Origin of the sequence: Arsenicicoccus sp. UBA6765 (assembly GCF_002453335.1) — a bacterium.
Classification (GTDB): Bacteria; Actinomycetota; Actinomycetes; order Actinomycetales; family Dermatophilaceae; genus Arsenicicoccus; species Arsenicicoccus bolidensis.
The window spans coordinates 40654-67511 of record NZ_DKGR01000052.1 but is presented as its reverse complement, the minus strand read 5'-3'; the positions used below and the strand labels follow the sequence as shown (position 1 = coordinate 67511).

The following is a 26858-nucleotide window of genomic DNA, read 5'->3' as shown; positions in this document are numbered from 1 at the left end:
TCCGGATGCTCGATGCCGGTGCAGGCGCGTGCGCATCCGGCCGTATGCCGCAGCGCCCACCGCCTCCCGGGCCCCGGCATACGGCCGTCCCCCGTCTCGGCGACCGTCCCCCGTCGGCCCGGCCATCCGCCGCGGCACCCACCAGCCCCCGTGGCGTGCTGCAGCTCGCCACGGACACCAGCCGCCGCCACGGGCACCGGAACGTCCCGCCGAGGCAGCTGGCGTGGACGAGCCTCGTCGTCAGTCCACACCCTCGGGACCGACTCCTCGACGCTCCGGGCCTCCCTCGTCCCTCGGTCGGGTCCTCACGCCTTCGTCGTCAGACCGTACTGATGGGACCGACTCCTCGACGCTCCGGGCCTCCCTCGTCCCTCGCTCGGATCCTCACGCCATCGTCGTCAGTCCGTACTGATGGGACCGACTCCTCGACGCTCCGGGCCTCCCTCGTCCCTCGGTCGGATCCTCACGCCTTCGTCGTCAGTCCACACCGAACTCGATCGCGGCGTGGTCCAGGCTCTCCACGTCCTCGTCCGCCTCCAGGTAGCGGCGGTCGCGCGAGATGCGGTCGGCCCCACCGGGTTCGAGCTCTCCCATCAGCCTGCCCTGAGCGACGCCGAGCAGCCCCATCCCGGCATACTGCTCGAGCCGGGCGCGGGAGTCGGCGATGTCCAGGTTGCGCATGGTCAGCTGGCCGATGCGGTCCACGGGACCGAAGGCCGCGCCCTCGGTGCGCTCCATCGACAGCTTGTCCGGGTGATAGCTGAAGCCGGGGCCCTGCGTGTCGAGGATCGAGTAGTCCTCGCCACGGCGCAGGCGCAGCGTCACCTCGCCGGTCACGGCGGAGCCGACCCAGCGCTGCACGGACTCCCGGATCATGAGCGACTGCGGGTCGAGCCAGCGGCCTTCGTACATCAGGCGACCGAGCTTGCGCCCCATCTCGTGGTAGGTCTCGAGGGTGTCCTCGTTGTGGATCGCGTTGAGCAGCCGCTCGTAGGCGACGTAGAGCAGCGCCATGCCCGGTGCCTCGTAGATGCCGCGCGACTTGGCCTCGATGATGCGGTTCTCGATCTGGTCGGACATGCCGAGGCCGTGGCGCCCACCGATGCGGTTGGCCTCGAGGACCAGCTCCACGTCGCTCGCGAAGCCCTCGCCGTTGATGGCGACCGGCCGGCCGGACTCGAAGCGGATCGTGACGTCCTCGGTCTCGATCTCGACCGAGGGGTCCCAGAACTTCACGCCCATGATCGGCTCGACCGACTCCAGGCCGGTGTCGAGGTGCTCGAGGGTCTTGGCCTCGTGGGTGGCGCCCCAGATGTTGGCGTCGGTGGAGTAGGCCTTCTCCGTCGCGTCGCGGTAGGGCAGGTCACGCGTGGAGAGCCACTCGGACATCTCCTTGCGCCCGCCGAGCTCGTCGACGAAGTCCGCGTCCAGCCAGGGCTTGTAGATCTTGAGCCCCGGGTTGGCGAGCAGGCCGTAGCGGTAGAACCGCTCGATGTCGTTGCCCTTGAAGGTCGAGCCGTCGCCCCACACGTGGACGTCGTCCTCGAGCATGGCGCGCACGAGCAGCGTCCCGGTGACGGCGCGGCCGAGCGGCGTGGTGTTGAAGTAGTAGCGACCGCCCGTGCGGATGTGGAACGCCCCGCAGGTCAGCGCGGCCAGGCCCTCCTCGACGAGCTGGGGTCGGCAGTCGACGAGGCGGGCGGCCTCGGCGCCGTACTCCATCGCGCGGCCGGGGACGCCGTCGATGTCGGGCTCGTCGGGCTGGCCGATGTCGGCCGTGTAGGTGAAGGGCACGGCGCCCTTCTCTCGCATCCACGCGACCGCCACGGAGGTGTCGAGGCCGCCGGAGAACGCCAGGCCGACGCGCCGGCCGATGGGGAGGGAGGTGAGAACCTTGGGCATACGGTCATCATACGGGCGGCTGCATGGCTATGCACAATTGCTCGTATGCCGCAGCCCGGCGTCTCGCGCTGCCGCACCTGTCTCGCGCTGCAGCACGAGACGAGCTCGCCGCCGGTGCCGTGCCACCTCAGCGAGCGGCGTCCTCACCCGGCTTGTCCACCGCTCCGCCGTAGCGCCGGTCCCGCTCGGCATAGATCAGCACCGCGCGCCACAGGTCCCGCCGGTCGAAGTCGGGCCACAGCGTGTCGAGGAACACCATCTCGGCATACGCGCTCTGCCACAGCAGGAAGTTGCTCGTGCGCTGCTCCCCCGACGACCGCAGGAACAGGTCGACGTCGGGCATGTCCGGGTAGTCCAGGTGGCGCGCGATCGTCCGCTCGTCGATGCCGCGCGGCGACAGCCGGCCGGCCGCGACCTCCTCGGCGATGCGCCGCACGCTGTCGGCGATCTCGGCGCGACCGCCGTAGTTCACGCAGAAGTACAGCGTCAGGACGTCGTTGTCGCGGGTCAGGTCCTGGGCGTGCTCGAGCTCCTTGATGACGCTGGACCACAGGCGCGGCCGACGGCCGACCCAGCGCATCCGCACGCCCCACTCGGCCAGCTGGTCGCGGCGGCGGTGGATCACGTCGCGGTTGAAGCCCATGAGGAAGCGCACCTCGTCCGGGCTGCGGCGCCAGTTCTCGGTGGAGAAGGCATAGGCCGACAGGTTGGGGATCCCCATCTCGATGGCCCCCGCGACCACGTCGAGCAGGCTCGCCTCCCCCGCCTCGTGACCCTGGGTGCGCGGCAGGCCCCGCTGGTTGGCCCAGCGACCGTTGCCGTCCATGACGACGGCCACGTGGTTGGGGACGAGCTCGCGCGGTATGGCGGGCGGCCGGGCTCCGGAGGGGTGCGGGAACGGCGGCCGGACCTGACCCTTCCACGCCTCCGCTCGACGGGGCTCGGCTCGACGGGACCTCAGCGCCACGACCTGCTCCTTCTGATAGCTCGGATCGACCTGCTGGATGCACTGGTCACGTGCGCTCGACCAGCCGCAGCGACCGGACCCCGCGCTCGAGGTGCCACTGCACGAAGGCCGCGACCAGCCCTGCCCCCTCGCGCCGGTGCCGCACCTCGCTCGAGTCGGCGGTCTCCCAGTCGCCCGACAGCAGCGCCGACAGCAGGATCATCGTGGCGGGGCTGGGTGCGGCGGACCCCGGGGTGCGGCAGTCTCGGCATACGGCACCGCCGGAGGCGAGGTTGAAGCCACGGTGCGGGCCCGGCGCACCGCACCGCGCGCACTCGTCGAAGCTCGGCGCCCAGCCGGCCGTGGCGACCGCGCGCAGGAGATAGGCGTCCATGACCAGGCCGCTCTCGTGCTCGTGCACCGCGAGGCTGCGCAGCGCGCCGGCCAGGAGCATGAACTGCTGGGCGTTGGGCTCGTGCTCGACCGTGAGCTGGTCGGCGGTCTCGACCATCGCGCTGGCCGCGGTGTAGGCGCCGTAGTCGCGCATGATCGTGTCGCCGTAGGCACCCAGCGTCTCGACCTGGGTCACGGTGTCGAGCGAACGCCCTTGGTAGAGCTGGACGTCCACGACCATGAACGGCTCGAGCCGGGCCCCGAAGCGGGACTTGGTGCGGCGCACGCCCTTGGCCACACCGCGGATCTTGCCGTGGCGCCGCGAGAGCATGGTGACGATGCGGTCCGCCTCACCCAGCTTGTGGGTGCGCAGGACCACCGCCTGATCCCGATAGAGCGCCATCACCCCCATCATCCCTGCTCCCGCCCGCAGGTCACTCCCCGACACCCACCCGGACACCCTCCCGGTGCGTTCAGGCCGGCGACCGGTCAGCGACGCACGGGCCAGTCCTCGGCGAGCAGGCCGTACACCCACGAGTCCGAGACCACGCCGTCGATGATGCAGTCCTGTCGCAGCGTCCCCTCCAGGACGAAGCCCAGCTTCTCCAGCACGCGACCGGACGCGGGGTTGCGGGTGTCGCACTCGGCCTGCACCCGGTTGAGCGGCAGCGCGTCGAACGCCCAGGTCAGCACGGCGCGGGAGGCCTCGGTGGCGTAGCCGTGGCCCCAGGACGTCTGGGTCAAGCAGTATCCGAGCCGGGCGCTGCGGAAGGTGTCGTCCCAGTCGACGAAGAGGCACCACCCGAGGAAGGCCCCGTCCTCGAGACGCTCGACCGCCACCCGGATGCCGCTGCCCTGCTCGGCCATGGTGCGGCAGCGCTCGAGGAAGACCCCGGCGCGGGCGGGATCGGTCCAGGGCGGTGAGTCCCAGTACTCCAGCACCCTCGCGTCGCTCATCAGGGCCGTCAGGTCGTCGGCATCGGACGCCGCGAACGGGCGCAGCAGCAGGCGATCGGTGCGCAGGGTGGGGGTGAGCAGCTCCATGCGGCCACCGTAGCGACGCGAAGAGACGGCGCCGAGGGAGTTTTCGGCGCTATGATCGAACGCATGATCGGACTGCAGGGCTCCATCTTCGACCTGGCGGAGGAGTGTGCGCCGGGTCCCCTCGACGGGATGCAGCGCACGGAGCTGACGCGGGGCGCCTGGGTCGATCACTTGCCCGGTTGGGTGCAGGGCTCCGGCCAGCTCTTCGACCGCCTCGTCGAGGTCGTGCCGTGGCACGCGGAGGAGCGCCAGATGTACGACAACGTCGTCGCGGTCCCGCGCCTCACGAAGTACTACGGCTCGCGCGAGACGCTGCCCGACCCCCTGCTCGACGACCTCCGGGACCGACTGTCGGCGCACTACCTGCCCGAGCTCGGCGAGCCCCTGACCAGCGCGGGGCTCTGCCTCTATCGCGACGGCGCCGACTCGGTCGCCTGGCACGGAGACACGATCGGTCGCGGCTCCACTCACGACACGATCGTCGCCATCGTCTCGGTGGGGGCGGCACGCACGCTGGCCCTGCGGCCCCGCGGGGGTGGCCCCACCGCGCACCGGTTCTCCCTCGGTCACGGCGACCTCGTCGTCATGGGTGGTTCGTGCCAGCGGACGTGGGAGCACGCCATACCGAAGTCGACCTCCGCCACCGGCCCCCGCATCTCGATCCAGTTCCGCCCCCGCGGCGTCCGCTGACCCTCCCCCCACTCCACCGACATCGTGGGGGTTTCGTCCAACGTCCTTGGACGAAACCCCCACGATCATCGTTGGTCGGGCGAGGTGAACGCCGTTGCCATGCGGGCTCGCTCGCGCTCGCCGATGCCGTATGACGCCGCTGCGCGGTCCCACCCGCTCGCGGCGGCCCGGACCTCGTCGAGGATCCGCGCGGCGTCGGTCTCCCCGAGGCGGAAGTACTCCGCGACGTCCAGCGCCGCCTCGATCGAGCCCCCGTCGCCCGGGTCGGCGACGTCCGTGGCGAAGGGGCCGGCGAAGGGCGTCGGGTTGAGGTCGAACGCCGGCGAGAGCACCCACCCATCGCCCTCGCGCAGGAAGCCGTGGTTGCGCAGGTGGTCGTCCGTGTTGTTGACCAGGATGCCGAGGACGACGCGCCGCCAGAGCTGGTGCAGGTCCTCGCGCGCCTGGGGCGAGACCTGCTCGACCACCTCGGCGATGTCCAGGTAGGTCGCGCGGTCGCCGTCGGTGGCCTCGAGCATCGTCATGGCGCTGACGTAGCCGAGCCGGTCGGCACCCCGCCGGTCGAAGCGCTCCACGACCAGCACGTCGCGGCCGCCCACCGCCACGAGCCGTGACGGCGGCACGACGACCTGTGCCGCGGCGGCCAGGTCGAGCGCGACCTTCTCCCAGGCCATGACGTTCCAGTCGTCGTGCAGGTCCGCGGGGAACTTGGCGATGCCGACCGCCCCTCCGGGCAGGCGCACGTGGGCCTTGGGGCGTGCCCCGCCGAGGGACGACCCGGCACCGACGAGCCGCCGCAGCTCCCCCAGGTCGGCCTCGTCGGACAGCACCTTGTCCGCCAGCGACAGCAGGGTGCCGAGCTCGGTGAGGACGGGCACGCCGTCCTGCGCCCCCGCCCGGAAGCTGCCCGGCGGGTCCGCCGGCAGGCGGTAGCGGAGCGCGCCCTGCCGCAGGTCGTCGCGCACGCCGAGCAGGAAGTCGGACTCCCCCGGCTGACGGGGCGTCTCGCCGGCCTCGCGAGCCGCCTCGGCGAGGGTGCGCCGCACCAGCGTCCGCCCCCACCGGTCGGGCGCACTGTCCGCGAAGGCGCCGAACAACCTCCCCGCACTGTGGAACCCACCGGATCGCAACGGCAGACCGGGCTCGAGCGCATAGGCGCCCTCGCGCGCGAGGTAGCCCGGGTCGTAGGTGAAGGTGAGGGACTCGGCCCCGCGCCCCTGGTGCACGTGCATGGTCCCCACCCGCACGTCGGGGTCGAGCCACACCTCGACGGTGATCACGGCTCCCCCGCTCCGGCCCGGCGTCGCACCCGCCGCGGCAGGAGCTCCTCCGCACGCAGCCGTCCCACGTCGCTGCGGAGGGGATCGACCGACGCCACGAGCTCGTCGAGCACACCCAGCGCCCGGGCCACCCGCAGGGCGTGCTCCAGCGCCGCACCCTCACCGGCCTCGAGGCGCTTGACGGTGCGCTCCGAGATGCCTGCGCGGTCGGCGACCTGGGCCACCGTCAGTCCCTGCAACACCCGCCAGCCGCGCAACGACTCCCCCAGGCTCGCCAGAGCGCGGGTGACGGGGCGTGGCGTCGGGCTCGTCATACAGCCAAACTAGCAACACGGGGCCAGATCTGACCCCTTAACCCTGCAACTAGGCCAGATCTGTCCCCCCACAACCGCAGGTCGTGAGTGTTCGGTCCAAGACTCTTGGACCAAACACTCACGATCGTGGGGGTGGGTGGGAGGGGTGAGTCGTCAGCGCTCGGCGCGGTTGACCGCCGAGACCACGGCCTCGATCGAGGCGCGCAGGATGTTCTCGTGCAGGCCGATGCCCCAGAGGACGCGCTCGCCGACGGCACACTCGACGTATGACGCCGCCCGGGCGTCGCCACCCGCCGACATGGCGTGCTCGGCGTAGTCGAGGACGCGCACGTCGACGCCATAGGCACCCAGCGCGTCGACGAAGGCCGCGATCGGACCGTTGCCGCTGCCCGTCAGGACCTGCTCGACCCCACGGTCGTCGATCCGGAAGGACCACGTGCCGCGTCCGCCCTCGCCCTCGTCGTCCGTGCGAACTCCCTTGAGCGCGAACCGGCCCCAGCGCCGCTCGGCCGGCAGGTACTCGTCCTCGAAGACCTCCCACAGCTGCGCCGGCGACACCTCGCCGCCCTGCGCGTCCGTGCGGGCCTGCACGACGGCGCTGAACTCCATCTGGAGGCGGCGCGGCAGGTCCAGCCCGCGCTCGGACTTGAGGATGTAGGCGACGCCGCCCTTGCCGGACTGGCTGTTGACGCGGACGACCGCCTCGTAGGACCGGCCGATGTCGTGCGGGTCGATCGGCAGGTAGGGCACGCCCCACACGAGCTCGTCGATCCCCTTGCCGGAGGACGCGGACTCGCGGTCCATCCAGTCGAAGCCCTTCTTGATGGCGTCCTGGTGCGACCCGGAGAAGGCCGTGAAGACGAGGTCGCCGCCGTAGGGGTGGCGCTCGTGGACGGGCAGCTGGTTGCAGTGCTCGACCACCGAGCGGATGCCGGCCATGTCGGAGAAGTCGATCTGCGGGTCGATGCCCTGGCTGACCATGTTCATGCCGAGCGTGACCAGGCAGACGTTGCCGGTGCGCTCGCCGTTGCCGAACAGGCAGCCCTCGATGCGGTCCGCCCCGGCCAGGTAGCCCAGCTCGGCCGCCGCGACGCCCGACCCGCGGTCGTTGTGCGGGTGCAGGGACAGGACGACGGACTCGCGGCGGTCCAGGTGCCGGCTCATCCACTCGATCGAGTCGGCGTAGACGTTGGGCGTGGCCATCTCGACCGTGGCCGGCAGGTTGATGATGATCTTGTGGTCCGGGGTCGGGTCGATGACCTCGATGACCTCGTTGCAGACGCGGGCGGCGAACTCGAGCTCGGTGCCCGTGTAGGACTCCGGGGAGTACTCGTAGTAGATGTCCGTGTCGGGCAGCGTCTCCTCGAGCTTCTTGCACAGGCGGGCGCCCTGCAGCGCGATGTCGACGATGCCGTCCTGGTCGAGGCCGAAGACGACCTTGCGCTGCAGCACCGAGGTGGAGTTGTAGAAGTGGACGATCGCCTGCTTGGCGCCCCGCAGGGCGTCGTACGTGCGCTCGATCAGGTGGTCGCGGCACTGCGTGAGGACCTGGAGCGTCACGTCGTCCGGGATGTGACCGCCCTCGATCAGCTGGCGGACGAAGTCGTAGTCGGTCTGGCTGGCGCTCGGGAAGCCGACCTCGATCTCCTTGTAGCCCATGGCGACGAGCAGCTGGAACATGCGCAGCTTGCGCTCCGGGCTCATCGGGTCGATGAGGGCCTGGTTGCCGTCCCGCAGGTCGACGGCGCACCAGCGCGGGGCGGCCTGCATGACCTTGTCGGGCCAGGTGCGGTCGGGCAGCTCGACGCGGATCTGCTCGTGGAAGGGGACGTACTTGCCAACCGGCATCGGGCTGGGCTGCTGGGGGTGGATCATGCTCTCGTGCCTCACAGTTCGCTGGTCGCTGTCATGCTCGACGGCCGAGCAGAGCGAGCTCCGCGGCGAGGGCGGCCGTCTCTAGAGGGCCTCGCCGCGGCAGGGAAGGAGGAGGCTCCAGGTGGCCGGGTGGACGGCCCCGTTCCGCATACGCACGATCCTGACCGTATGGCGATGCCCCCGGCCCGTCCACCTGGCACGCCGGGCGGTCCCGCATCCTGGGACGCCGTGTCCACGTCACGTCCTGCTGGAGACGGCGCGGGGCGTTCTCCTGATGGCGCGGTCTCGGCAGGCAGTCGAGCCCCAGCAGTCACATGCTGGTCGTATGCCGACCGCGCCTGCGCAGCTCCCCGCCCCCGTCCTGCCGCGCTGCTGCGGCATCGTCCCGCCGCACCTGCTGCGGCACATCGCCGAGGACGCGCCGGAGCGGCGCGCGGTCGAGGCGGCGCGGCACACGTTGCAGCACGACACGCGCAAGCGCAGCACACGCGAGGTCCGCACCACCCGTCCGGAGCCGCGCCTGCCGGGGGCGATCGGCCTGCGGGACTCGCGCACCCGTCATACGACTCCTGCTGCGCCACAACCGGGCTCGCCGTCGCAGCCCGTCACGCTGAAGCCCGACCGCCGCCTCCACGACGCCCGGCACGGCACGACCCTGCCCGGTCAGCTGGTCCGCTCCGAGGACGATCCCCCCACCAAGGACGAGTCCGTGACCGAGGCCTACGACGGGCTGGGGGTGACCTATCGCCTGCTGGCGGACGTCTACGGCCGGGACTCGCTCGACGGGCGCGGGCTGACGCTGGTGGCGACGGTGCACTACGACCGGGACTACAGCAACGCCTTCTGGGACGGCGAGCAGATGGTGTTCGGCGACGGCGACGGGGTCTACTTCGCGTCGTTCACCGACTCCATCGACGTCATGGGCCACGAGCTGGCGCACGGCATCACGCAGTTCACGGCGGGACTGACCTACGTCGGGCAGTCCGGCGCCCTCAACGAGTCGATCTCGGACGTCATCGGCTCGCTGACCAAGCAGCACTCCCTCGGGCAGACCGCGGACCAGGCCGACTGGCTGATCGGGGCCGGGATCTTCACCCCCAAGGTCCACGGGGTGGCGCTGCGGTCCATGAAGGCGCCCGGCACGGCCTATGACGACCCCGCCCTGGGCAAGGACCCGCAGCCGGGGTCGATGGAGGACTACGTCGACCTGCCGCACGACAGCGACAACGACAACGGTGGGGTCCACATCAACTCCGGCATCCCTAACCGCGCGTTCTACCTCGCGGCGGCTGCGCTGGGCGGGCACGCGTGGGAGCGGGCCGGACAGGTGTGGTGGGACGTGCTGACGGCGGCGCACGGCGTGCGGATCCCGCAGGACTGCGGCTTCGCCCGGTTCGCGCGGGCCACCCTCGACGCGGCGGCCGCCCGCTACGGTGCCGACAGTGAGGAGAGCACCGCCGTCGCACAGGCGTGGCAGCAGGTCGGGGTCGAGCCGGCCACCGGCAAGGACTCCGACGACTAGCGTGGTGGCGTGCGCCTCGAGAATCTGGTCATGCAGGCCCGCGACGCCGAGCGCGTCGGTGCCTTCTGGACCCAGGCCCTGGGGCTGGTGGACGCCGGCCCCACGGACTTCGGGTTCGAGGGCCGGCTGGTGCTCGGCGACGACCTGTTCCTCGACCTCAGCGTCGAGCAGGTCGACCGGGCGCCGACCCCCTCCCCTCGGCTACACCCCGACCTGGCCGGCGGCGCGCGCCAGCAGGAGGTGGTCGACCGTCTGCTCGGCCTGGGCGCTCGGCACCTTGACGTCGGTCAGCGCGACGTGCCGTGGGTCGTGCTCGCCGATCCCGACGGCAACCCCTTCTGCGTGATGGAGGATCGCGAGGCCTTTCGCGACACCGGGCCGATCGCCGCGCTGCCGCTGGACAGCGCCGATCCCGAGCGCGACGCCGCGCTGTATGCCGCCCTGACCGGATGGGTGCAGGGCGTCGGCTCCGCGCCGGTCACGCTGAGGCACCCGAGCCTGCGAGGCCCTCTGCTCGAGCTCTGGCGAGAGCTGTCGGCCAAGCAGGGTCAGAACCGGCTGCACCTCGACGTCCGGCCCGAGGCCGACGATCCGTCGCGGGACGAGCTCGTCGACCTCGCCCTCACCTTCGGGGCCACCCGCGCCGACGACGACTGGGCACAGGGGCATCCCTGGGTCGTCCTGCGGGACACCTCGGGCAACGAGCTCTGCATCCTCGACCAGCTGGACGGCTAGCAGCCCCTATCTCCCGGCGCCCCAGCGCCACAGCGTCCGATGCACCGGGCCGGCGTCGAGATAGCGCAGCACGACCTCGATGTCGGCGTGCAGCTGCTCCAGCCCGCGCCGGTAGTGCGCCGGGAAGCGGTGCTGGAGGGGATCGATGCTGTCGCGGGCCACGGCTGCGGTGGCGAGCAGGTCCGGGAGCCGGGTGCGTGGCACGCGGACGTGCAGCCGGCCGTCCACCGTGTCGAGGTAGAGCAGGCACCGGCCGGTCAGGGGCAGCACGGCCGCCGCGGCCTCCGCCCGCAGCTGGTCGCTGCGCCCCTGCCCGAGACGACCCCAGCAGGACCGCAGCGCAGAGGTGTAGCGAGACGAGGCCAGGTAGCGCTGGGCGAGCAGCTGGCAGGTCTCGTACTCCTCGTCGTCGAGGACGGCGGCCGACTGCCTGAGCGCGTCGATGAGCAGCAGCAGAGCGAGCGGCCCGCTGCCCAGCTCGAGCGACTCCGCCGCGAGACGCCGCTGGTCGGCCGGCAGTCGGGCCGTATGACGCTGCAGGAGGTCCGCGATGCGTCCGTCGATCGGCTCCAGCGCCTGCGGGGCCGGTGAGCGCAGGAACCCCCACAGCTCCAGCGGACGATGATCGGGGTTGCCGGGCGCCAGGCCAGGGGACAGTGCGCGACAGTCGGCCAGGTCCGCGCGCAGGTCCTGCCCGCTCAGGGTCACGGCCCCGAGCGCGTCCGGGTCCAGCAGCGCCATGAACTCGATCTCGCGGGCGGCAGTCGTCAGGACCTCCGCCTCCAGGTCGTGCAAGGACACGGCGACGGCGTCGGGGTACTGCGCCAGCAGCTTCATCGTCGCTCCTCCGAGCTCCACGGCCAGGTCCACGTCGGCTGGGTGCCGTCCCTGAGCGTGGTCAAGGTCGTGGTCATCTCGGTCCTCCAGGTCGTCGGGGGCTTCTCGGGAAGGGGGTTTCGGTCGACATACTCCTGCTGCAGATCGCCCGGCGCGGTCCGCGGGGGCGGCGTGGGATCGAGCCCCTCCCTCGCGCGCTGCGCGGCGTCCTGGGCCAGCATCCGCTGCTCGTGGGCCTCCTGCGTGACGCGGAAGCTCGTGCCGCCGTCGGACGCGCGCTCGTTGGTGATCACGATGTGCTGGTCGGTGCGGTCCAGGTGGTAGGCCCGCTGACCGGCCAGCTCGACGCGCGGCTGGGTGTACATCGTGCGGAAGATGCGCTCCTCGAGCTCCGCGTGCGACGTGATCTCCGGCATGTCGGGGGTGTGGACCTTGGCGCCCTTCTTGTCGAGACCGAGCACGTGCTTGTCGTAGGAGTGGCCCCGGGCGATCCGCTGCGCCGTGGCGCCGTACTCCACGTGCACCCGGTTGGTCACCTTGCCGAACATGTCGTGGGCGGCGCGGTTGCGGGCGACCTCGACGGCCCGCGGGTCGGGCCGCGGCGTGCGCACGACCCGGGGGCGCTGCCCGTCTAGATATCCCTGGGAGACGGCGGTCGCCGCGCGAGCCCACAGCGTGAGGGTCGAGTGCTGCACGGGGACGTCCATCACGTATGGCGCGCCGTCCGGGGACTCGAACGGCTCCGCCTCGTGGGCCCACTCGTAGGGGTGCGTGTAGACCCACTGCGCCAGCTCGTGATCGCCGGTCGCCAGCAGCACGGAGCGCGCGAGCATCCCGGCGTCCCCGTGGTCGGAGTACTCGTCCGCCGCGGTGGCGAACGCCTCGTCCTCGGCATAGCGCTGCCGTGACTCCTCGCTCACCGGGCCCCGGCCCCTCTTGTGGGTGTGCGAGGAGACGACCCCCACCACCTGGTGGGCACGGGTGCGCAGGTCCTCGTCGCGGGAGGCGGCCGAGGCGGCCACGGAGGTGGCCGTGGCCACGCCGGGTCGACAGACGGCCGAGGACGAGGTCACCTCCCCGGCGCCGATGCCGGCCAGGGCCCGGGCGAGCGAGTGGTCGACGTCGTCAGCCGTCGCCAGGAGTGCCTGGACATCGCCCTCCGCCGTGGTCCGCAGACCGAGCCGCTCGGCCGGCGACCACGCCGCGTCCACGGCCGGGAGGCACGCCTGCAGGTCGACGACCCGCCCGTCGTCGGTGAGCTCGAACCCGGTGGTGCGCAACGACTCCTCGAGCTGACGCAGGGCGACGACGAGCTGGTCGAGCCGTCCGGCGGCCGCCTGCAGGGCCTCGGCGACCGCCGCGACCTCGGCCGCCTCGGCCCGCACGCCTGCCCTGACGCCGTCGAGCCCGGACCGCGCGGCGTCGGCGGCCTCGCCGCGCCATCCGGCGACCTCGTCGGGCAGCCGCTGGGCGACGCCGCCGAGGGTCACGGCACGCCCGCCGACCGAGGCGGCCACGTCGCGGACCCCGGACGCCGACCAGCGCCGCACCTGCTCCAGCGTCGTCATGGCGCACCGTCCAGGGCGGTCGTCGCCGCGTCCTCGCACGCGCCGTAGGCCTCGCCCGCGCCCACGAGGGCGTCACCGAGCAGGCCAAGGGCCTGGTGCAGCAGCGCGAGCCGGCCGTCCAGCAGCTCGGCCAACCTGGATGCCACCTCGGCGCTGACGCTGCCGGGGAGAGCACCGGCGAGCTGCTCCACCACCGGCGCGACGCGCGCGTGGGCCAGCTCGTCGGCGGCGCCACGCACGCAGGTGCCGCCGTCGACGACGGCGGGCACGGTCACGGCATACCGGCTCATCTGCGGGCCACCTCCTGCTCGACTGATGTCAGGAGGGTATGGCGACCGCCGCCTCGCGGCCCCGCGTCATCCACAGGCGGGGCACGCGGCCGGATCCGTCATCCACAGGCCGCGCCGCGAGGGTCAGAAGCCGAGGCGCTGCAGCTGCTTGGGGTCGCGCTGCCAGTCCTTGGCGACCTTGACGTGCAGGTCGAGATAGACCCGCTGGCCGAGCAGGGCCTCGATCTGGGTGCGGGCCTGGGTGCCGACCTCGCGCAGGCGGGAGCCGCCGCGGCCGATGACGATGGCCTTCTGCGAGGGGCGCTCGACGAAGACGTTGACCCGCACGTCGAGCAGCGGGCTGTCCTCGGGCCGGTCCTCGCGCGGGACCATCTCCTCGACGACCACGGCCAGGGAGTGCGGCAGCTCGTCGCGCACGCCCTCGAGCGCCGCCTCGCGCACGAGCTCGGCGATCATGACGGCCTCGGGCTCGTCGGTGAGGTGACCCTCAGGATAGAGCGGCGGCGACTCGGGCAGGTAGGACACGAGCACCTCGGCGACCTCGCCGACCTGGTCGCCGGACGTGGCGGAGCAGGGGATGATCGCGTCCCACGAGCCCAGCTGGTCCACGGCGATGAGGTGCTCGGCGAGCCGCTGCCGATCGACCTTGTCGCTCTTGGTGACCAGGGCGACGACCGGGCGACGACGCGACCGCTGCAGCTCGGCGAGCTCGGCGGCGATGAACTGGTCGCCGGGGCCGGGTCGCTGGTCGGCAGGGAGGCAGAAGCCGATGACGTCGACCTCCAGCAGGGTCTCGCGGACGAGGTCGTTGAGCCGCTGGCCGAGCAGGGTGCGCGGCTTGTGCAGTCCCGGGGTGTCCACCAGGATCAGCTGGCCCTGCTCGGTGTTGGCGACGCCACGGATGGTGTGCCGGGTCGTCTGGGGCTTGCTGCTGGTGATCGCGACCTTCTGCCCGACGAGGGCGTTGGTCAGCGTGGACTTGCCGGCGTTGGGGCGACCCACGAGGCAGGCGAATCCTGCGCGGAAGGGTGTGCTCATGAGTGGTCCTCCTGGTGCCGGGCGGCGTCGACGGTGTCGGCGCGAAGGGTGCGGTCCCGATCACGCTCAGCCTCCCACACGTCGACCGGCGAGGGTTCCTGCGGCAGGCGGCGCACGACGACGGTCGCGATCCGGTGCCGGCGGCCGGCCGGACGCTCGGCGGTGAGCTCGAGGCCGAGCAGCTCGACCCGCGACCCGGGGATCGGGACGCGGCCGGAGGCCTTGGCGATCAGCCCGCCGACGGTGTCGACGTCCTCCTCCTCGAGGTCGATCCCGAACTCCTCGGCGAAGTCGTCGACGTGCATGGTGGCGGGGATCCGGACCGTGCCGTCCTCGAGGGGCTCGACCCCCTGCGCCTCGCGGTCGTGCTCGTCGGCGATCTCGCCGACGATCTCCTCGAGGATGTCCTCGATGGTGACGAGGCCGGCGGTGCCGCCATACTCGTCGACCACCACGGCCAGGTGGACCTGGTCCTGCTGCATCTCGCGGAGCAGGTCGTCGACCGGCTTGCTGTCGGGGACGAAGTGCATGGGCCGCATCAGCTCCTCGACGGGCAGCGACCTGGCCTGCTCGTCGTCGTTGACCCGCCGGGTGACGTCCTTGAAGTAGAGCAGCCCGAGCACGTCGTCGCTGTCCTCCCCCACGACCGGGATGCGCGAGAACCCGGAGCGCAGGAAGAGCGACATGGCCTTGCCGAGCGTCTTGTCGTGCTCCAGGGTGAGCATGTCGGTGCGCGGCACCATCACCTCGCGGGCGACGGTGTCCCCGAGCTCGAAGACGGAGTGGATCATCTCGCGCTCGTCGTCCTCGATGACGTCGCGCTGGCTCGCGATGTCGACGAGGTCGCGCAGCTCCGCCTCGGTGGCGAACGGCCCCTCGGCGTAACCCTTTCCGGGCGTCACGGCGTTGCCGAAGGCGACGAGCAGGCGGACGACGGGGCCGAGGACGCGGCGCAGCCACACGAGGGTCGGCGACATCATCAGGGACACGCGCGTGGCGTGCTGGTGCCCCAGCGTCCGCGGCGAGACCCCCGCCAGGACGAAGGACAGAAGCGCCATGACGCCGATGCTGACGAGCACGGGCGCGACCGGGCCGTCGAGGCGCTCGGTCACCGCGACCGTGACGAGCACGGCCATCGTCGCCTCCATGACGACACGGAGGAAGGTGGCGGCCGAGATGTAGCCGGGCTTGTCGGCGACGACCGTGGCGAGGGCTCGCGCGCCGGGGCGGCCCTCGTCGAGCATCTCCTCGCTGGTGTGCCGCGAGACGCGTTGCACCGCAGACTCGGTCAGCGCCAGCACGAAGGTCAGGACCAGGGCCAGCACCGCACCCAGGACGAGCTGGATCGTCACGATCAGCCCTGCGGTCGCCCGCGGCCGGCGAGGTAGGTGAGGAGCAGCGTGCGCTGCAGGTCGAACATCTCACGCTCCTCGTCCGGCTCGGCGTGGTCGTAGCCGAGCAGGTGCAGGATGCCGTGGGTGGTCAGCAGGAGCAGCTCCTCCTCGAAGGAGTGCCCGGCCCCCGCGGCCTGCTTCTTGGCGACCGAGGGGCACAGCACGATGTCGCCGAGCACGCCCTCCTGCAGCCGCTGCCCCTCGCGACCCGGCCGCAGCTCGTCCATCGGGAAGCTCATGACGTCGGTCGGACCCTCGAGGTCCATCCACTGCACGTGGAGCCGCTCCATGGAGTCCTCGTCGACGAGGGTGATGGCGAGGTCGGCGCCGCGGTGGACCCGCATGGCGCCGTAGACGAACTGGGACAGCGCGACGAGCTCGCGCACGTCGACCCGGTGGTCGGTCTCGTTGTGGACGTCGATGCTCATCGGCGCGGCGCCTGTCCCCTCTGGTGGTGCGTGGTGCGGCCCTGCGAGGTGCCGCCGTGCTGCGACTCGTCCCAGGCGCCGTAGGCCTGGACGATCTCGCCGACGAGCCGGTGGCGCACGACGTCGGCCGCCGAGAGCTCGGAGAAGTGGATGTCCTCGACGTCGGACAGGATGTCGCGCACGACGCGCAGGCCCGACTGGGTGCCGCCCGGCAGGTCGACCTGGGTCACGTCACCGGTGACGACGATGCGGGAGCCGAACCCGAGACGGGTGAGGAACATCTTCATCTGCTCGGGCGAGGTGTTCTGCGCCTCGTCAAGGATGATGAACGCGTCGTTGAGGGTGCGGCCGCGCATGTAGGCCAGCGGCGCCACCTCGATGGTCCCGGCGGCCATCAGCCGCGGGATCTGCTCGGGGTCGAGCATGTCGTGCAGCGCGTCGTAGAGCGGGCGCAGGTAGGGGTCGATCTTGTCGGTGAGCGTGCCGGGCAGGAAGCCGAGCTTCTCCCCCGCCTCGACCGCCGGCCGGGTCAGGATGATCCGCGTGACGTCCTTGGCCTGCAGCGCGGCGACGGCCTTGGCCATCGCGAGATAGGTCTTGCCGGTGCCGGCGGGCCCGATGCCGAAGACGATGGTGTGCGTGTCGATGGCGTCGACGTAGCGCTTCTGCCCGAGGGTCTTGGGGCGGATCGTGCGCCCGCGCGCCGAGATGATGTTGGTGGTGAGCACGTCGGCGGGCCGCTCGACGGAGCGGTTGCGCAGCATAACGATCGAGCGTTCGACGGCGTCCCGGTTGATGGCGCCACCGGCCTCGACGACGACGAGGAGCTCGCCGACCAGCTCCTCGACCAGCGCGGCGTCGCTGGAGGGGCCGTCGAGGCGGAACTCGTTGCCGCGGACGTGGATGTCGAGCCGCGGGAACGCGCGCTCCATCGTGCGTAGCAGCTCGTCGTGCGGCCCCAGCAGCGAGATCATGGGGACCGACGCGGGTATGACGATCGCGTGGTGCGCGGCAGGGGCGCCACCAGGGCTCGGGGTGTCGGGTCGTGGGGTGTCTGTCATCGTCCCGTCAGTCTACGTGCCGGGTCCGACACACCCTGGGACACGTGGCCGGCCGGCCGAGGCTCTGCGTGTGTCGGCCGGGGGACTCAGCCGGGGGGCCACTGCAGCGCGCGGCCGCCCACGACGTGCAGGTGCAGGTGGTCGACGCTCTGCTGGGCGTCCTGGCCGGTGTTGGAGACGAGGCGGTAGCCGCGCTCGACCAGTCCCTGCTGCTCGGCGACCTGCCCTGCTGCCAGGACCACGTCGACCATCAGCTGGGGGTCGGCCTGGGCCGTCGCCACGGCGTTGGGGTGGTGCGCCTTGGGCACCACGAGCACGTGCGTGGGCGCCTGCGGCTGGATGTCGCGGAAGGCGAGCGTCGTCTCGGTCTCGTGCACGAAGTCCCCCGGGATCTCCCCGGCGACGATCTTGCAGAACAGGCAGTCAGGGTCACGTGGGGTCATGCGGCCAGCCTAGCCAGGGACCCCCGCCCCGGCCGGGCGAGCATCCGTCGGCGGGGCGCCGTGGTGCGGGGCCCCGACGTGGGTGACACTGTGAGCAACCCCGTCGTCGTCAGCGAAGGAGCTCGACGTGACCAGCACGAGCACGACGTCCCGCCAGGTCCTGTCCACCATGTCCACGGCCGCGGTCGCCGCGTCGGTCGCCGTGGCACTGTCCGGGTGCGCGCAGCAGACCACCAGCTCGCAGGTGTCCCGAGCCGCCAGCGCCTCCAGCAGCGCGGGCTCCACGACGCCCGCGGCCTCCGGCACGTCCACCACCTCGTCCGCGACGCCGTCAGCCGGCACCGACGGGGCCGGCTCGGAGCAGGCCGGGACGCCCGCACCGGTCGACGCCACCACCGCCGGAGCCCCGTCGTCAGCCGCACCAGACGTCGCCGCCCGGTCCGTGGCACCGTCACGGGCTGCCCTGCCCGTCTACTTCCTGGGTCGGGACGGCACCCAGGTCCGCGAGGGCGGCGGTGCCGCGACGCCGCGGCTGCGCCTGTTCCGCGAGTTCGTGCCCGCGCAGCGATCGGGCTCGACCGAGCAGCGCGCCGAGACGGCCGCCAACGTCGCGATGCGCGAGGCCGGGTCGCGCGGCTACCTCAACGTGTGGGGCGAGCGCACCGTCACGGACATCAAGGTGGGCGCGGGCGCGATCGACGTGACCCTCGACGGACCGACCCGCACGGTCGACGACGCCACCGCGCGCATCGGCACGGCATCCGTCGTGTGGACGGTGACCGCCGCCACGGGCAAGAACCTCCCGGTCCGGTTCCGCTCCCCCGACGGCCGGGTGCTCGGGACCCTCCCCACCAGCAAGACCTACTCCCGGTCGGCCGGGGTCGCCCAGACCAGCGAGCTGGCGGCGGTGTGGATCGACTCCCCCGGCGCGGGCGCGGCGCTCAAGGCGGGACCGGTCGTGGCGACCGGGCAGGCGTGCGCCTTCGAGGGCTCGGTGTCCTACTCCCTCACGCGCGCCGGCAAGGCGGTCCGCTCGGGCCACACCACCGCCTCCATCGCGTGTCCGACGCGCGGCACCTGGCGCGTCGACCTCGGGCGGCTCGCGGCCGGCAGCTACCAGCTCCAGGTGTGGGCGCCCAGCCCCGCCGACGGCCAGCGCGACCTCGGCCGAGCCACCCGCACCTTCACCGTCCGCTGACCTACCTCAGGTAGTCACATCAGCCCGACTTCGCACGCCGGGCGGATGTGACGAGACCAGGCTGGTGTGACGAACCCAGGCGGATGCGGCGACGCCAGACGGGCCGTGCCGACCTCGGTCAACACGGACGCATTCACGACCGGGTGGACTCCACCACCCATGACCGTGGCCGAACCCACCCGATACCTCACCGCCACCCGACGCGTGAGGATCGGGTGGACTCCACCACCCATGACCGTGGCCGAACCCACCCGATACCTCGCCGCCACCCACGCGTGAGGATCGGGTGGACTCCACCACCCATGACGGTGGCCGAACCCACCCGCCCACGCCGCGCGGGCGTGTCGGCATACCGGCGGTCGGCGATCTCCGGGATCAGCCTGAGTTGGACACATCGACCTGCCGTGCGAGCCCAGGCGGATGACCACCTGAGGTAGGTCACCAGCGGGCGCGTGCGAGGAGCACCGCGAGGGCGGCCGGGCCGGCGCTGGAAGACCGCAGCACGTGCGGCCCCAGCCGTATGACGCGCGCCCCGGCCTCCTCGAACGCCGCCAGCTCGTCGGCGGAGATCCCGCCCTCGGGGCCGACCACGACCATCACCTCACCGGACGAGGGCAGCTCCACGTCGTTGACCGACGTCGTCGCGTCCTCGTGCAGCACCAGCGCCAGCGAGGTGGAGGCCAGCCGTGCAGCCAGCTGCTTGCTCGTGACGTGCTGGGCGACGACCGGGGTGCGGTGCCGTCGGGACTGCTTGGTGGCCGCGGTCACGACCTGCTCCCACTTGCGGTGGGCCTTGGCAGCCCGGTCGCCGCGCCACTGCACGATCGACCGCGCGGCACCCCACGGCACGACCTCGTCGACGCCGAGCTCGGTCGCCGACTCCACCGCCTGCTCGTCGCGATCGCCCTTGGCCAGCGCCTGCACCAGGACGAAGCGCGGCGTGGGGGCGTCAGGACGGCATACGGTCTCGACGCTCACCGTGATCTCTCCCGGCGCGACCGAGGAGACCGACCCGGCCACCTCGGCCCCGCTCCCGTCGGACAGCAGCACGGGCTCGCCGGGTTGCAGGCGCAACGACCCGGAGGCGTGCCGCCCCTCGGCGCCGTCCACGAGCACGGACGACCCTGGCGTCACGGACCCGAGCGACCCGGCGGGCAGGAGGAACAGCGGCGCCGTCATCGGCTCAGCGGAAGGCGTCGCGGAGCTTGCCGAGCAGCCCCTTGTCGAGGGAGGTGACGTGGGCGTCGGGGTTCTCCTCGCCGCGCAGCTCGGAGAGCTCGCGCAGGAGCTCCTCCTGGCGGGAGTCGAGGCGGGTGGGCGTGGAGACGTTGAGGTGCACGACCAGGTCGCCGCGACCGCCGCCCCGCAGGTGGGTCACGCCGAGGTCGTCGAGCGTGACGGTGTCGGCGGACTGCGTCCCCCGCCGCACGTGCACGTCGTGGGCGCCGTCGAAGGTGTCCAGCGTGATCGTCGAGCCGAGGGCCGCGGCCGTCATCGGCACGTCGAGGGTGCAGTGCAGGTCGTCGCCGTTGCGCTGGAAGGTCGGGTGCGGCGTCACGACGATCTCGACGTAGACGTCGCCGGGCTGGCCGCCGCCCGGGCCGACCTCGCCCTCGCCACGCAGCTGGATCCGCGTGCCGGTGTCGACGCCGGCCGGGACCTTGATGGAGACGGACCGGCGGGTGCGCACGCGCCCCTCCCCCGAGCACTCGAAGCAGGGGTTGGGGATCACCGTGCCGTAGCCCTGGCACACGCCGCAGGGGCGCGAGGTCATGATCTGGCCGAGGAAGCTGCGCTGGACCTGCTGGACCTCGCCGCGGCCCTGGCAGGAGGAGCAGGTCTGCGGGGACGTGCCGGGCTGGCAGCCGTCGCCGTGGCAGGTGCCGCACTCGACGGCCGTGTCGAGGGTGAGCTCGTGGGTGTCGCCGAAGACCGCGGTGCGCAGGTCGACGTCCGCCCGCACGAGCGCGTCCTGGCCGCGTCGCACGCGCGAGCGGGGTCCACGACCGCCCGCGCCACCCGCCCCCGCGCCGAAGAACTGGTCCATGATGTCGCTGAACGTGAAGCCCTGGCCGAAGCCCGCCGCACCGGCGCTGGCGTAGGGGTCCGCGCCCATGTCGTAGGCCTGCTTCTTGGCGGGGTCGCCGAGCACGTCATAGGCCTGCGAGACCCGCTTGAACTCCTCCTCGGCCTCGGGGCCGGGGTTGACGTCCGGGTGCAGCTTGCGCGCGAGCCGGCGGTAGGCCTTCTTGATCTCTTCGGCGCTGGCGCCGCGCTCGATCCCGAGGGCTGCGTAGTAGTCGTTCACGAAAGTCCTTGCCTGACGGAGTGGTTGGCGGAGGTGACGTGGGGTGCTGGGGCGATCGGGGGGACGGGGACGACGGGGCGGGCCGAGCCGGCCGGGTGCGCCGCACCCGCCGACGTCCGGTGGCTAGCCACCGAGGGACCGGGAGACGTATGCCGCAACCGCCCGCACCGCCGCCATCGTCGTGGGGTAGTCCATGCGGGTGGGGCCGAGGACCCCGAGCCCGGCGACGAGGTCCGGCCCCGCACCGTATCCGGTCGACACGACCGAGGTGGACACTAGACCGGCGTGCGAGAGCTCGCTGCCGATGCGCACCGAGACGAGGTCCGAGTCGGCCGCGGCGGGGCGGGCCGGGTCGTCGTGCATGGCGTCGATCAGGCCGAGCAGCACGACGTGCTCCTCGAGCGCCTCGAGGACCGGGCGCAGCGACGTCGGGAAGTCTTCGGAGCGGCGGGCGAGGTTACTGGTGCCGGCGAGCACCACCCGCTCCTCGCGCTCCTCCACGACGATCTCGGCCAGCGCCGTGGTGACGGCCTCGACGGCCGGGCGGTCGGCCACCTCGAAGCCCTGGGACAGCCCGGCGAGCGCGGGCGCCACCTCCGGGAACGGGCGGCCCGCGGCGAGGCCGTTGAGCCGTCCGCGCAGGTCGAAGACGAGGCGCTCGCCGTCCACGTCGCCGAGGTCGCGGCCGGCGTCGACGACGCGCTGCTCCACCCGACCCGTCGTCACGATGAGCACGACCATCAGCCGCGGCCCACCGATGGGGACCAGCTCGACGTGCCGCACGGACGACCGGGTGAGCGAGGGGTACTGCATCACCGCGACCTGGTGGGTAAGGCTGGCGAGCAGCCGCACGGTGCGGTCGACGATGTCGTCGAGGTCGACCGACCCCGCGAGGAACTCGGCGATGGCCGCGCGCTCGGGCGGCGACATCGGCTTGATCTCGGACAGCTGGTCGACGAAGAGCCGGTAGCCCGCGTCGGTGGGGATGCGGCCCGCGCTCGTGTGCGGGGCGCAGATCAGGCCCTCCTCCTCGAGCGCGGCCATGTCGTTGCGGACCGTCGCCGCGCTGACGCCGAGCTGGTGCCGGTCGAGCAGCGCCTTGGAGCCGACGGGCTCGGAGGTCGCGACGTAGTCCTGCACGATGGCCCGCAGGACCTGCAGGCGGCGTCCGTCGCTCATCGTCGACCTCCTCACGTTCGCTGGTTGGCACTCGGGTGGGGCGAGTGCCAATTCTACGCCGGGTGGCGCGCCACGACGAACTCCGCCGGTCCTCGGGCTAGCCTTCAGCACCGTCCGACGACCGCGTCGGGGCGGGTCTCGAGCACGACCCGTCGCGCCAGCAACAGGCAGAAGCAGGAGGCCCCCGTGGCGGACCGATACGGCACCGACGTCCTCTCGGGCGACTGGAAGGCTCCCCGCCGTGGGCGCTCGGAGGCGGTCCCCGCCACCCGTGGCCTGGTCGTCGAGGACGTCGAGTCCGGCTGGGTCGGCGCCGTGGTGCGGGTCGAGAAGGCCGGTGGCGTCCACGTCGTCCACCTGGAGGACCGCAAGGGCCGCACCCGGGGCTTCGAGATGGGCCCCGGCTTCTGGGTCGACGGGCGCCCGGTCACGCTGGTCCCCGACAAGAGCGGCAGCAACGCCCGCCTCGCCGAGGCCCGCCAGGCCTCCTCGCGCACGGCCTCCGGATCCGTCGCCGTCGCCGGCGCCCCCGCCCGCGTCGCCACCGGGTCGCGCATCTTCGTCGAAGGCCGCCACGACGCCGAGCTGGTGGAGAAGGTCTGGGGCGACGACCTGCGCATCGAGGGCGTGGTCGTGGAGATGCTCGACGGCGTCGACGACCTGGCCGCGGTCATCAAGGACTTCGCCCCCGACCGTGACCGTCGCATGGGCGTCCTCGTGGACCACCTCGTGCCCGGCACCAAGGAGGCGCGCATCGTCGAGGAGGCCCGCCGGGTCCCCGGCTACTCGCGGTTCGTCAAGGTCCTCGGGCACCCCTACGTCGACGTGTGGCAGTCGGTGCGCCCCGAGCGGCTCGGCCTGGAGCAGTGGCCCGTCATCCCCCGTGGCACCTCCTGGAAGCACGGGATCTGCGCGCACCTCGGCTGGCCGCACCGTTCCCAGGCGGACATCGCGCGGGCGTGGAAGCAGATCCTGGGTACGGTGCGCACGTACGCCGATCTGGAGCCGACCCTGCTGGCCAGCGTCGAGGAGCTGATCGACTTCGTCACCGTCCCGCTCGACGACGACCAGCACGCGAGCGGCCAGCAGGAGGTCACGCGTGGGTGAGGAGCAGGAGCAGCTCGCCGTCGAGCTGGTCGCCGTCGTGGTGGCCGTCGTGTCCGGGCGACCGCGCGTCCTCACGGCTCCCCCGCCGGCCCCCGGCATACCCGCCCTCCCGGCCGGCCCCCTCGAGGCCGGTCAGCCGTCCCTGCAGGCCGGCCTGCGCTCCTGGGTCGCCTCGCAGACCGGCAGACAGCTCGGGTATGTCGAGCAGCTGTACACCTTCGCCGACCACGACCGCGGGCTCGACGACACGAGTGGCCGCCGGATCTCCATCTCCTACCTCGGCCTGACGACCGCCGGAGCCGAGGGCGCCGCAGCGACCGAGGGAGGCGACGCGGCCACGGGGTCCGCTCCGTCCATGACGTCCACGACGTCCATGACGTCCGAGGAGACCGACTGGTACGACGCCTACGCGCTGCTGCCGTGGGAGGACCAGCGGGACGGCACCCGCCTCGTCGACGAGGTGATCGCCCCGCAGCTGACGCACTGGGTCGGCGCCGCCGGATCACCCGCCGACCGCACGGCCCGGCGGCACCGCTGCGACCTGACCTTCGGCCGCGGCGGCCACGCCTGGCTGCCCGACCTGGCGCTGCAGCGCTACGAGCTGCTCTACGAGGTCGGCCTGGTCCCGGAGGCGCGCGGCGCCTGGCGGCTGCCGGACGACGACCTGGTCCCCGGGGAGCGGATGATCGGCGACCACCGCCGCATCCTGGCGACGGGCCTCGCACGGCTGCGGGCCAAGATCCAGTACCGCCCGGTGGTGTTCGAGCTCATGCCACCCGAGTTCACCCTCGGCGAGCTGCAGTCGTGCGTCGAGGCGCTCGCGGGTCAGGCGCTGCACAAGCAGAACTTCCGGCGCCTCGTGGAGCAGCAGGCCCTGGTCGAGGAGACCGGGTCGGTCTCCTCGGGCACGGGCGGTCGGCCGGCGCGGCTCTACCGCTTCCGTCGCTCGGTGCTCGACGAGCGGCAGGTCGCGGGCACCAAGCTGCCGGCCCTGCGCACCCGCTGAGCGCGTCGGCTGTCGCGGCCGTATGCCGTGCTCGCGGCCCCTATGGCCGCGGGGTGCGGACCAGGGTCGCGGCCCCGAGCGCCAGCACGGCCAGCACCGCGCCGACCGCGAAGCCGCCCTGGACGCCGCTCATCAGGGCGTCGTTCGCGGACACCCCACCGCTGCTGGCACGCGCGGTCATGAAGGCCATGACCGCCACCGTCGTCGCGGTGCCCGCCGCGGCCCCGACCTGCTGCAGCGAGCCGAGGATCGCCGAGCCGTGGGGATACAGGTGCGGGGGAAGGACGCCGAGCGACGCCGTGAACACGGGGGTGAAGACCAGCGCCAGCGAGACGCTGATGAGGACGTGCAGGACGAGGACGCCCCAGGGCGCCACGACGGGGGCGAGCAGCGAGAGCATGACCAGCCCCGCGACCAGGCCGGCGGTCCCGGGGACGACGAGCCGGGGGGCGCCATACCGGTCGTAGGCCTTGCCCACCTGCGGGCCGAGCAGGCCCATCGCCAGGCCGCCCGGGATCATCAGCAGACCGGTGGACAGCGAGGACATCCCGCGCACCTCCTGCAGATAGATGGGGAGCAGGATCACGGTGCCCATCAGGCCCATGAAGCAGAGCACCATGAGGACCAGGCCGATGGTGAAGGTGCGGTGGGACAGGGTGCGCAGGTCGAGCAGGGGCGTGCCGTTGCGCTGCAGGGCGAGCTGGCGTCGCGTGAACACCGCCATGGCGACGAGACCGACCGCCACGAAGGCCCACGGCGGCAGGCCCGAGGACGCCCCGCCGTGGGACGCGCCCTCGCCGAACCCGCTGAGGCCGTAGACGAGGCCGCCGAAGCCGACGGCGGACAGCGCGAGGCTCGGCAGGTCGAGGTCGCTGTGCCCCGGCTCGGCCACGTCCACCAGGGAGCGGAACCCGACGACCAGGGCACCGATCGCGATGGGCAGCACGACGGCAAAGATCAGCCGCCACGAGCCCAGCTGCAGCAGCACCCCCGAGACCGCCGGCCCCATGGCGGGCGCGACCGAGATGACGAGCGTGACGTTGCCCATGACCTTGCCGCGCTCGTGGGCGGGCACGAGGTTCATCAGGGTGGTCATCAGCAGCGGCATCATGATCGCGGTGCCGCAGGCCTGCACGACGCGCCCGCCGATCAGCACCGCGAAGGTGGGGGCGAGCAGGCACGCGGCGGTCCCGATCGAGAACAGCACCATGGCCAGGGCGAAGGTGCGTCGGGTCGCGAGCCGCTCCATGAGCCAGCCCGACGCGGGGATGACCACGGCCATGGTCAGCATGAACACCGTCGACAGCCACTGGGCGGTGGACGCGGTCACGTCGAACTCCCGCATGAGGCGCGGGATCGCGTTGGTCATGATCGTCTCGTTGAGGATCACGACGAAGGTCGCGAGGACCAGCACGGCGAGGATCGTGCGGGTTCGGGAGCGGTCCACGTCGGGCAGTGGTGTCGCCTGGACGGGGGCGTCGGGATGCATGCGGGGTCTCCGGTCGTATGACGTGCGGTGGGGGCAACCCGGAGCAGCGTCGGACGGGGTGCTCCTCCATGGTCGCTCACCGCGCCGGCCCGTCCAACTCCATTGCCGGGCCGCTGCCTCAGCCCGACGACCGCACCAGGGTGCGCTGCTACTTGATGAGGCGCCAGGTGAAGGGGTAGCTGTAGGGCTCGCCCGCCGATACCTTGATCGCCGCCAGCCCGTGGACGACCAGGGCCGCCAGCGGCAGGAGCCCGGCCAGCCAGATCGTGACGAAGCCGACCAGCACGATCATGAGCGGCAGCGAGATCAGGACCACGGCCACCGTGGCGATCCAGACGGTGATCTGGAAGTTCAGCGCATCGATCGCGTGCTCCCGGACCGCGCGGCTGCGCCCGCCCCCGACGAGCAGGACGATCACGGGGCCGAAGAACGTGAGGCCACCGAGCAGCACCGAGGCGATGGGCGACCAGTGCGCCGCGCAGACCAGCTGCCGCTCGTACTCGGGGTTGAGCGGGGCGCCGTTGCCGTGGACGGGCTGTCCCTGCTGGTAGCCACCCTGCTGGTAGCCGCCTTGCTGGTAGCCACCCTGCTGGTAACCACTCTGCGGGCTCGCGCCCTGACCGGTCGGCCCGGCCTGCGGGTAGCTCGGGATCTCGCGGTCGTTGCGGAACTGGTCGTCGGTGCTCATGGTCCCCTCCGTGTGGTTCGTGGTCGGCGCGGCGACGTGCCGCTCGACCCTTCGGACTCCAGTCTGCCCAGGTCGGATCCCTCCAGGACCTCAGAACCAACCCTGATCCGACCCTGATCCCAC

26 protein-coding genes are annotated in these 26858 nt (G+C 72.3%); 6 read left to right on the top strand and 20 right to left on the bottom strand.

The window, feature by feature from the left end:
• Nucleotides 1-477: 477 nt before the first annotated feature.
• The 4 genes from argG to B4K29_RS13775 all read right to left on the bottom strand — a co-directional run bounded on the left by argG (nucleotide 478) and on the right by B4K29_RS13775 (nucleotide 4285).
• Nucleotides 478-1902 (bottom strand): argininosuccinate synthase, encoded by a 1425-nt coding sequence (gene argG / locus B4K29_RS13790; RefSeq protein WP_286956320.1) that lies wholly within the window; start codon nucleotides 1900-1902, stop codon nucleotides 478-480.
• A 127-nt stretch (nucleotides 1903-2029) separates the two neighbouring features.
• On the bottom strand, nucleotides 2030-2863 hold the full coding sequence (locus B4K29_RS13785; RefSeq protein ID WP_286967781.1) for an isoprenyl transferase: 834 nt from the start codon (nucleotides 2861-2863) through the stop codon (nucleotides 2030-2032).
• 52 nt (nucleotides 2864-2915) lie between these two features.
• Entirely contained in the window at nucleotides 2916-3644 is a 729-nt protein-coding gene (gene recO / locus B4K29_RS13780; protein ID WP_239266137.1) for a DNA repair protein RecO, read from the bottom strand.
• A gap of 86 nt (nucleotides 3645-3730) precedes the next feature.
• A complete protein-coding gene (locus B4K29_RS13775) occupies nucleotides 3731-4285 on the bottom strand; it encodes a GNAT family N-acetyltransferase (protein ID WP_286956316.1) in 555 nt (184 codons plus the stop codon).
• 63 nt (nucleotides 4286-4348) lie between these two features.
• Here B4K29_RS13775 and B4K29_RS13770 point away from each other — a divergent pair, with 63 nt between their 5' ends.
• Nucleotides 4349-4975, top strand: coding sequence for an alpha-ketoglutarate-dependent dioxygenase AlkB (locus B4K29_RS13770; protein ID WP_034253654.1), 627 nt, complete (start codon nucleotides 4349-4351; stop codon nucleotides 4973-4975).
• Nucleotides 4976-5040: 65 nt separating this feature from the next.
• On the opposite strand, the gene B4K29_RS13765 is transcribed toward B4K29_RS13770, so the two are convergent.
• The 3 genes from B4K29_RS13765 to leuA all read right to left on the bottom strand — a co-directional run bounded on the left by B4K29_RS13765 (nucleotide 5041) and on the right by leuA (nucleotide 8444).
• Nucleotides 5041-6255, bottom strand: coding sequence for a type II toxin-antitoxin system HipA family toxin (locus B4K29_RS13765; protein WP_286956315.1), 1215 nt, complete (start codon nucleotides 6253-6255; stop codon nucleotides 5041-5043).
• A complete protein-coding gene (locus tag B4K29_RS13760; protein WP_037211684.1) occupies nucleotides 6252-6569 on the bottom strand; it encodes a helix-turn-helix transcriptional regulator in 318 nt (105 codons plus the stop codon). Before B4K29_RS13760 ends, B4K29_RS13765 begins: the two co-directional genes overlap by 4 nt.
• Before the next feature lie 153 nt (nucleotides 6570-6722).
• The gene (gene leuA, locus B4K29_RS13755; protein WP_286956310.1) at nucleotides 6723-8444 is read right to left on the bottom strand and encodes a 2-isopropylmalate synthase; all 1722 of its coding nucleotides are present in this window, start codon (nucleotides 8442-8444) and stop codon (nucleotides 6723-6725) included.
• Nucleotides 8445-8769: 325 nt separating this feature from the next.
• Here leuA and B4K29_RS13750 point away from each other — a divergent pair, with 325 nt between their 5' ends.
• Together B4K29_RS13750 and B4K29_RS13745 are read left to right on the top strand one after the other, a co-directional pair.
• Entirely contained in the window at nucleotides 8770-9966 is a 1197-nt protein-coding gene (locus B4K29_RS13750; RefSeq protein WP_286956308.1) for a M4 family metallopeptidase, read from the top strand.
• Between the two features lie 9 nt (nucleotides 9967-9975).
• The gene (locus B4K29_RS13745; RefSeq protein WP_286956305.1) at nucleotides 9976-10701 is read left to right on the top strand and encodes a VOC family protein; all 726 of its coding nucleotides are present in this window, start codon (nucleotides 9976-9978) and stop codon (nucleotides 10699-10701) included.
• 6 nt (nucleotides 10702-10707) lie between these two features.
• On the opposite strand, the gene B4K29_RS13740 is transcribed toward B4K29_RS13745, so the two are convergent.
• The 8 genes from B4K29_RS13740 to B4K29_RS13705 form a co-directional block, all read right to left on the bottom strand.
• Entirely contained in the window at nucleotides 10708-11538 is an 831-nt protein-coding gene (locus B4K29_RS13740) for a hypothetical protein (RefSeq protein WP_239266357.1), read from the bottom strand.
• Nucleotides 11535-13106, bottom strand: coding sequence for a hypothetical protein (locus B4K29_RS13735; RefSeq protein ID WP_286960422.1), 1572 nt, complete (start codon nucleotides 13104-13106; stop codon nucleotides 11535-11537). Before B4K29_RS13735 ends, B4K29_RS13740 begins: the two co-directional genes overlap by 4 nt.
• Nucleotides 13103-13396: a hypothetical protein gene (locus tag B4K29_RS13730; RefSeq protein WP_286956295.1), complete on the bottom strand. Its 294-nt coding sequence runs from the start codon at nucleotides 13394-13396 to the stop codon at nucleotides 13103-13105. Before B4K29_RS13730 ends, B4K29_RS13735 begins: the two co-directional genes overlap by 4 nt.
• Before the next feature lie 123 nt (nucleotides 13397-13519).
• Entirely contained in the window at nucleotides 13520-14434 is a 915-nt protein-coding gene (gene era / locus B4K29_RS13725; RefSeq protein WP_019284628.1) for a GTPase Era, read from the bottom strand.
• On the bottom strand, nucleotides 14431-15786 hold the full coding sequence (locus B4K29_RS13720) for a hemolysin family protein (RefSeq protein WP_019284627.1): 1356 nt from the start codon (nucleotides 15784-15786) through the stop codon (nucleotides 14431-14433). Before B4K29_RS13720 ends, era begins: the two co-directional genes overlap by 4 nt.
• A gap of 2 nt (nucleotides 15787-15788) precedes the next feature.
• Nucleotides 15789-16256, bottom strand: a complete 468-nt coding sequence (gene ybeY, locus B4K29_RS13715) for an rRNA maturation RNase YbeY (protein ID WP_019284626.1) — start codon at nucleotides 16254-16256, stop codon at nucleotides 15789-15791.
• The gene (locus B4K29_RS13710; protein ID WP_029212399.1) at nucleotides 16253-17317 is read right to left on the bottom strand and encodes a PhoH family protein; all 1065 of its coding nucleotides are present in this window, start codon (nucleotides 17315-17317) and stop codon (nucleotides 16253-16255) included. Before B4K29_RS13710 ends, ybeY begins: the two co-directional genes overlap by 4 nt.
• 86 nt (nucleotides 17318-17403) lie before the next feature.
• Nucleotides 17404-17760, bottom strand: a complete 357-nt coding sequence (locus B4K29_RS13705; protein ID WP_286961545.1) for a histidine triad nucleotide-binding protein — start codon at nucleotides 17758-17760, stop codon at nucleotides 17404-17406.
• A 127-nt stretch (nucleotides 17761-17887) separates the two neighbouring features.
• Here B4K29_RS13705 and B4K29_RS13700 point away from each other — a divergent pair, with 127 nt between their 5' ends.
• Nucleotides 17888-18958, top strand: a complete 1071-nt coding sequence (locus B4K29_RS13700; protein ID WP_286961547.1) for a Gmad2 immunoglobulin-like domain-containing protein — start codon at nucleotides 17888-17890, stop codon at nucleotides 18956-18958.
• A gap of 438 nt (nucleotides 18959-19396) precedes the next feature.
• On the opposite strand, the gene B4K29_RS13695 is transcribed toward B4K29_RS13700, so the two are convergent.
• The 3 genes from B4K29_RS13695 to hrcA form a co-directional block, all read right to left on the bottom strand.
• Entirely contained in the window at nucleotides 19397-20137 is a 741-nt protein-coding gene (locus B4K29_RS13695) for a 16S rRNA (uracil(1498)-N(3))-methyltransferase (RefSeq protein WP_029212687.1), read from the bottom strand.
• A 4-nt stretch (nucleotides 20138-20141) separates the two neighbouring features.
• On the bottom strand, nucleotides 20142-21266 hold the full coding sequence (dnaJ, locus tag B4K29_RS13690) for a molecular chaperone DnaJ (protein WP_029212686.1): 1125 nt from the start codon (nucleotides 21264-21266) through the stop codon (nucleotides 20142-20144).
• Between the two features lie 123 nt (nucleotides 21267-21389).
• A complete protein-coding gene (hrcA, locus tag B4K29_RS13685) occupies nucleotides 21390-22445 on the bottom strand; it encodes a heat-inducible transcriptional repressor HrcA (protein ID WP_019284619.1) in 1056 nt (351 codons plus the stop codon).
• Nucleotides 22446-22631: 186 nt separating this feature from the next.
• On the opposite strand from hrcA, the gene B4K29_RS13680 reads away from it, so the two are divergent.
• Together B4K29_RS13680 and B4K29_RS13675 are read left to right on the top strand one after the other, a co-directional pair.
• Nucleotides 22632-23552 (top strand): DUF3097 domain-containing protein, encoded by a 921-nt coding sequence (locus B4K29_RS13680; protein WP_019284618.1) that lies wholly within the window; start codon nucleotides 22632-22634, stop codon nucleotides 23550-23552.
• Nucleotides 23545-24558 carry an NUDIX hydrolase gene (locus B4K29_RS13675; protein ID WP_029212683.1) on the top strand — a complete coding sequence of 338 codons (1014 nt, stop codon included), beginning with the start codon at nucleotides 23545-23547 and terminating at the stop codon, nucleotides 24556-24558. The genes B4K29_RS13680 and B4K29_RS13675 overlap by 8 nt, the downstream gene beginning before the upstream one ends.
• A gap of 40 nt (nucleotides 24559-24598) precedes the next feature.
• Here the strand turns inward: B4K29_RS13675 and B4K29_RS13670 are convergent, their stop codons facing one another.
• Together B4K29_RS13670 and B4K29_RS13665 are read right to left on the bottom strand one after the other, a co-directional pair.
• Nucleotides 24599-26047 (bottom strand): MDR family MFS transporter, encoded by a 1449-nt coding sequence (locus B4K29_RS13670; RefSeq protein WP_286967735.1) that lies wholly within the window; start codon nucleotides 26045-26047, stop codon nucleotides 24599-24601.
• Nucleotides 26048-26195: 148 nt separating this feature from the next.
• On the bottom strand, nucleotides 26196-26735 hold the full coding sequence (locus B4K29_RS13665; protein WP_286967733.1) for a DUF4870 domain-containing protein: 540 nt from the start codon (nucleotides 26733-26735) through the stop codon (nucleotides 26196-26198).
• Between the last annotated feature and the right edge of the window lie 123 nt (nucleotides 26736-26858).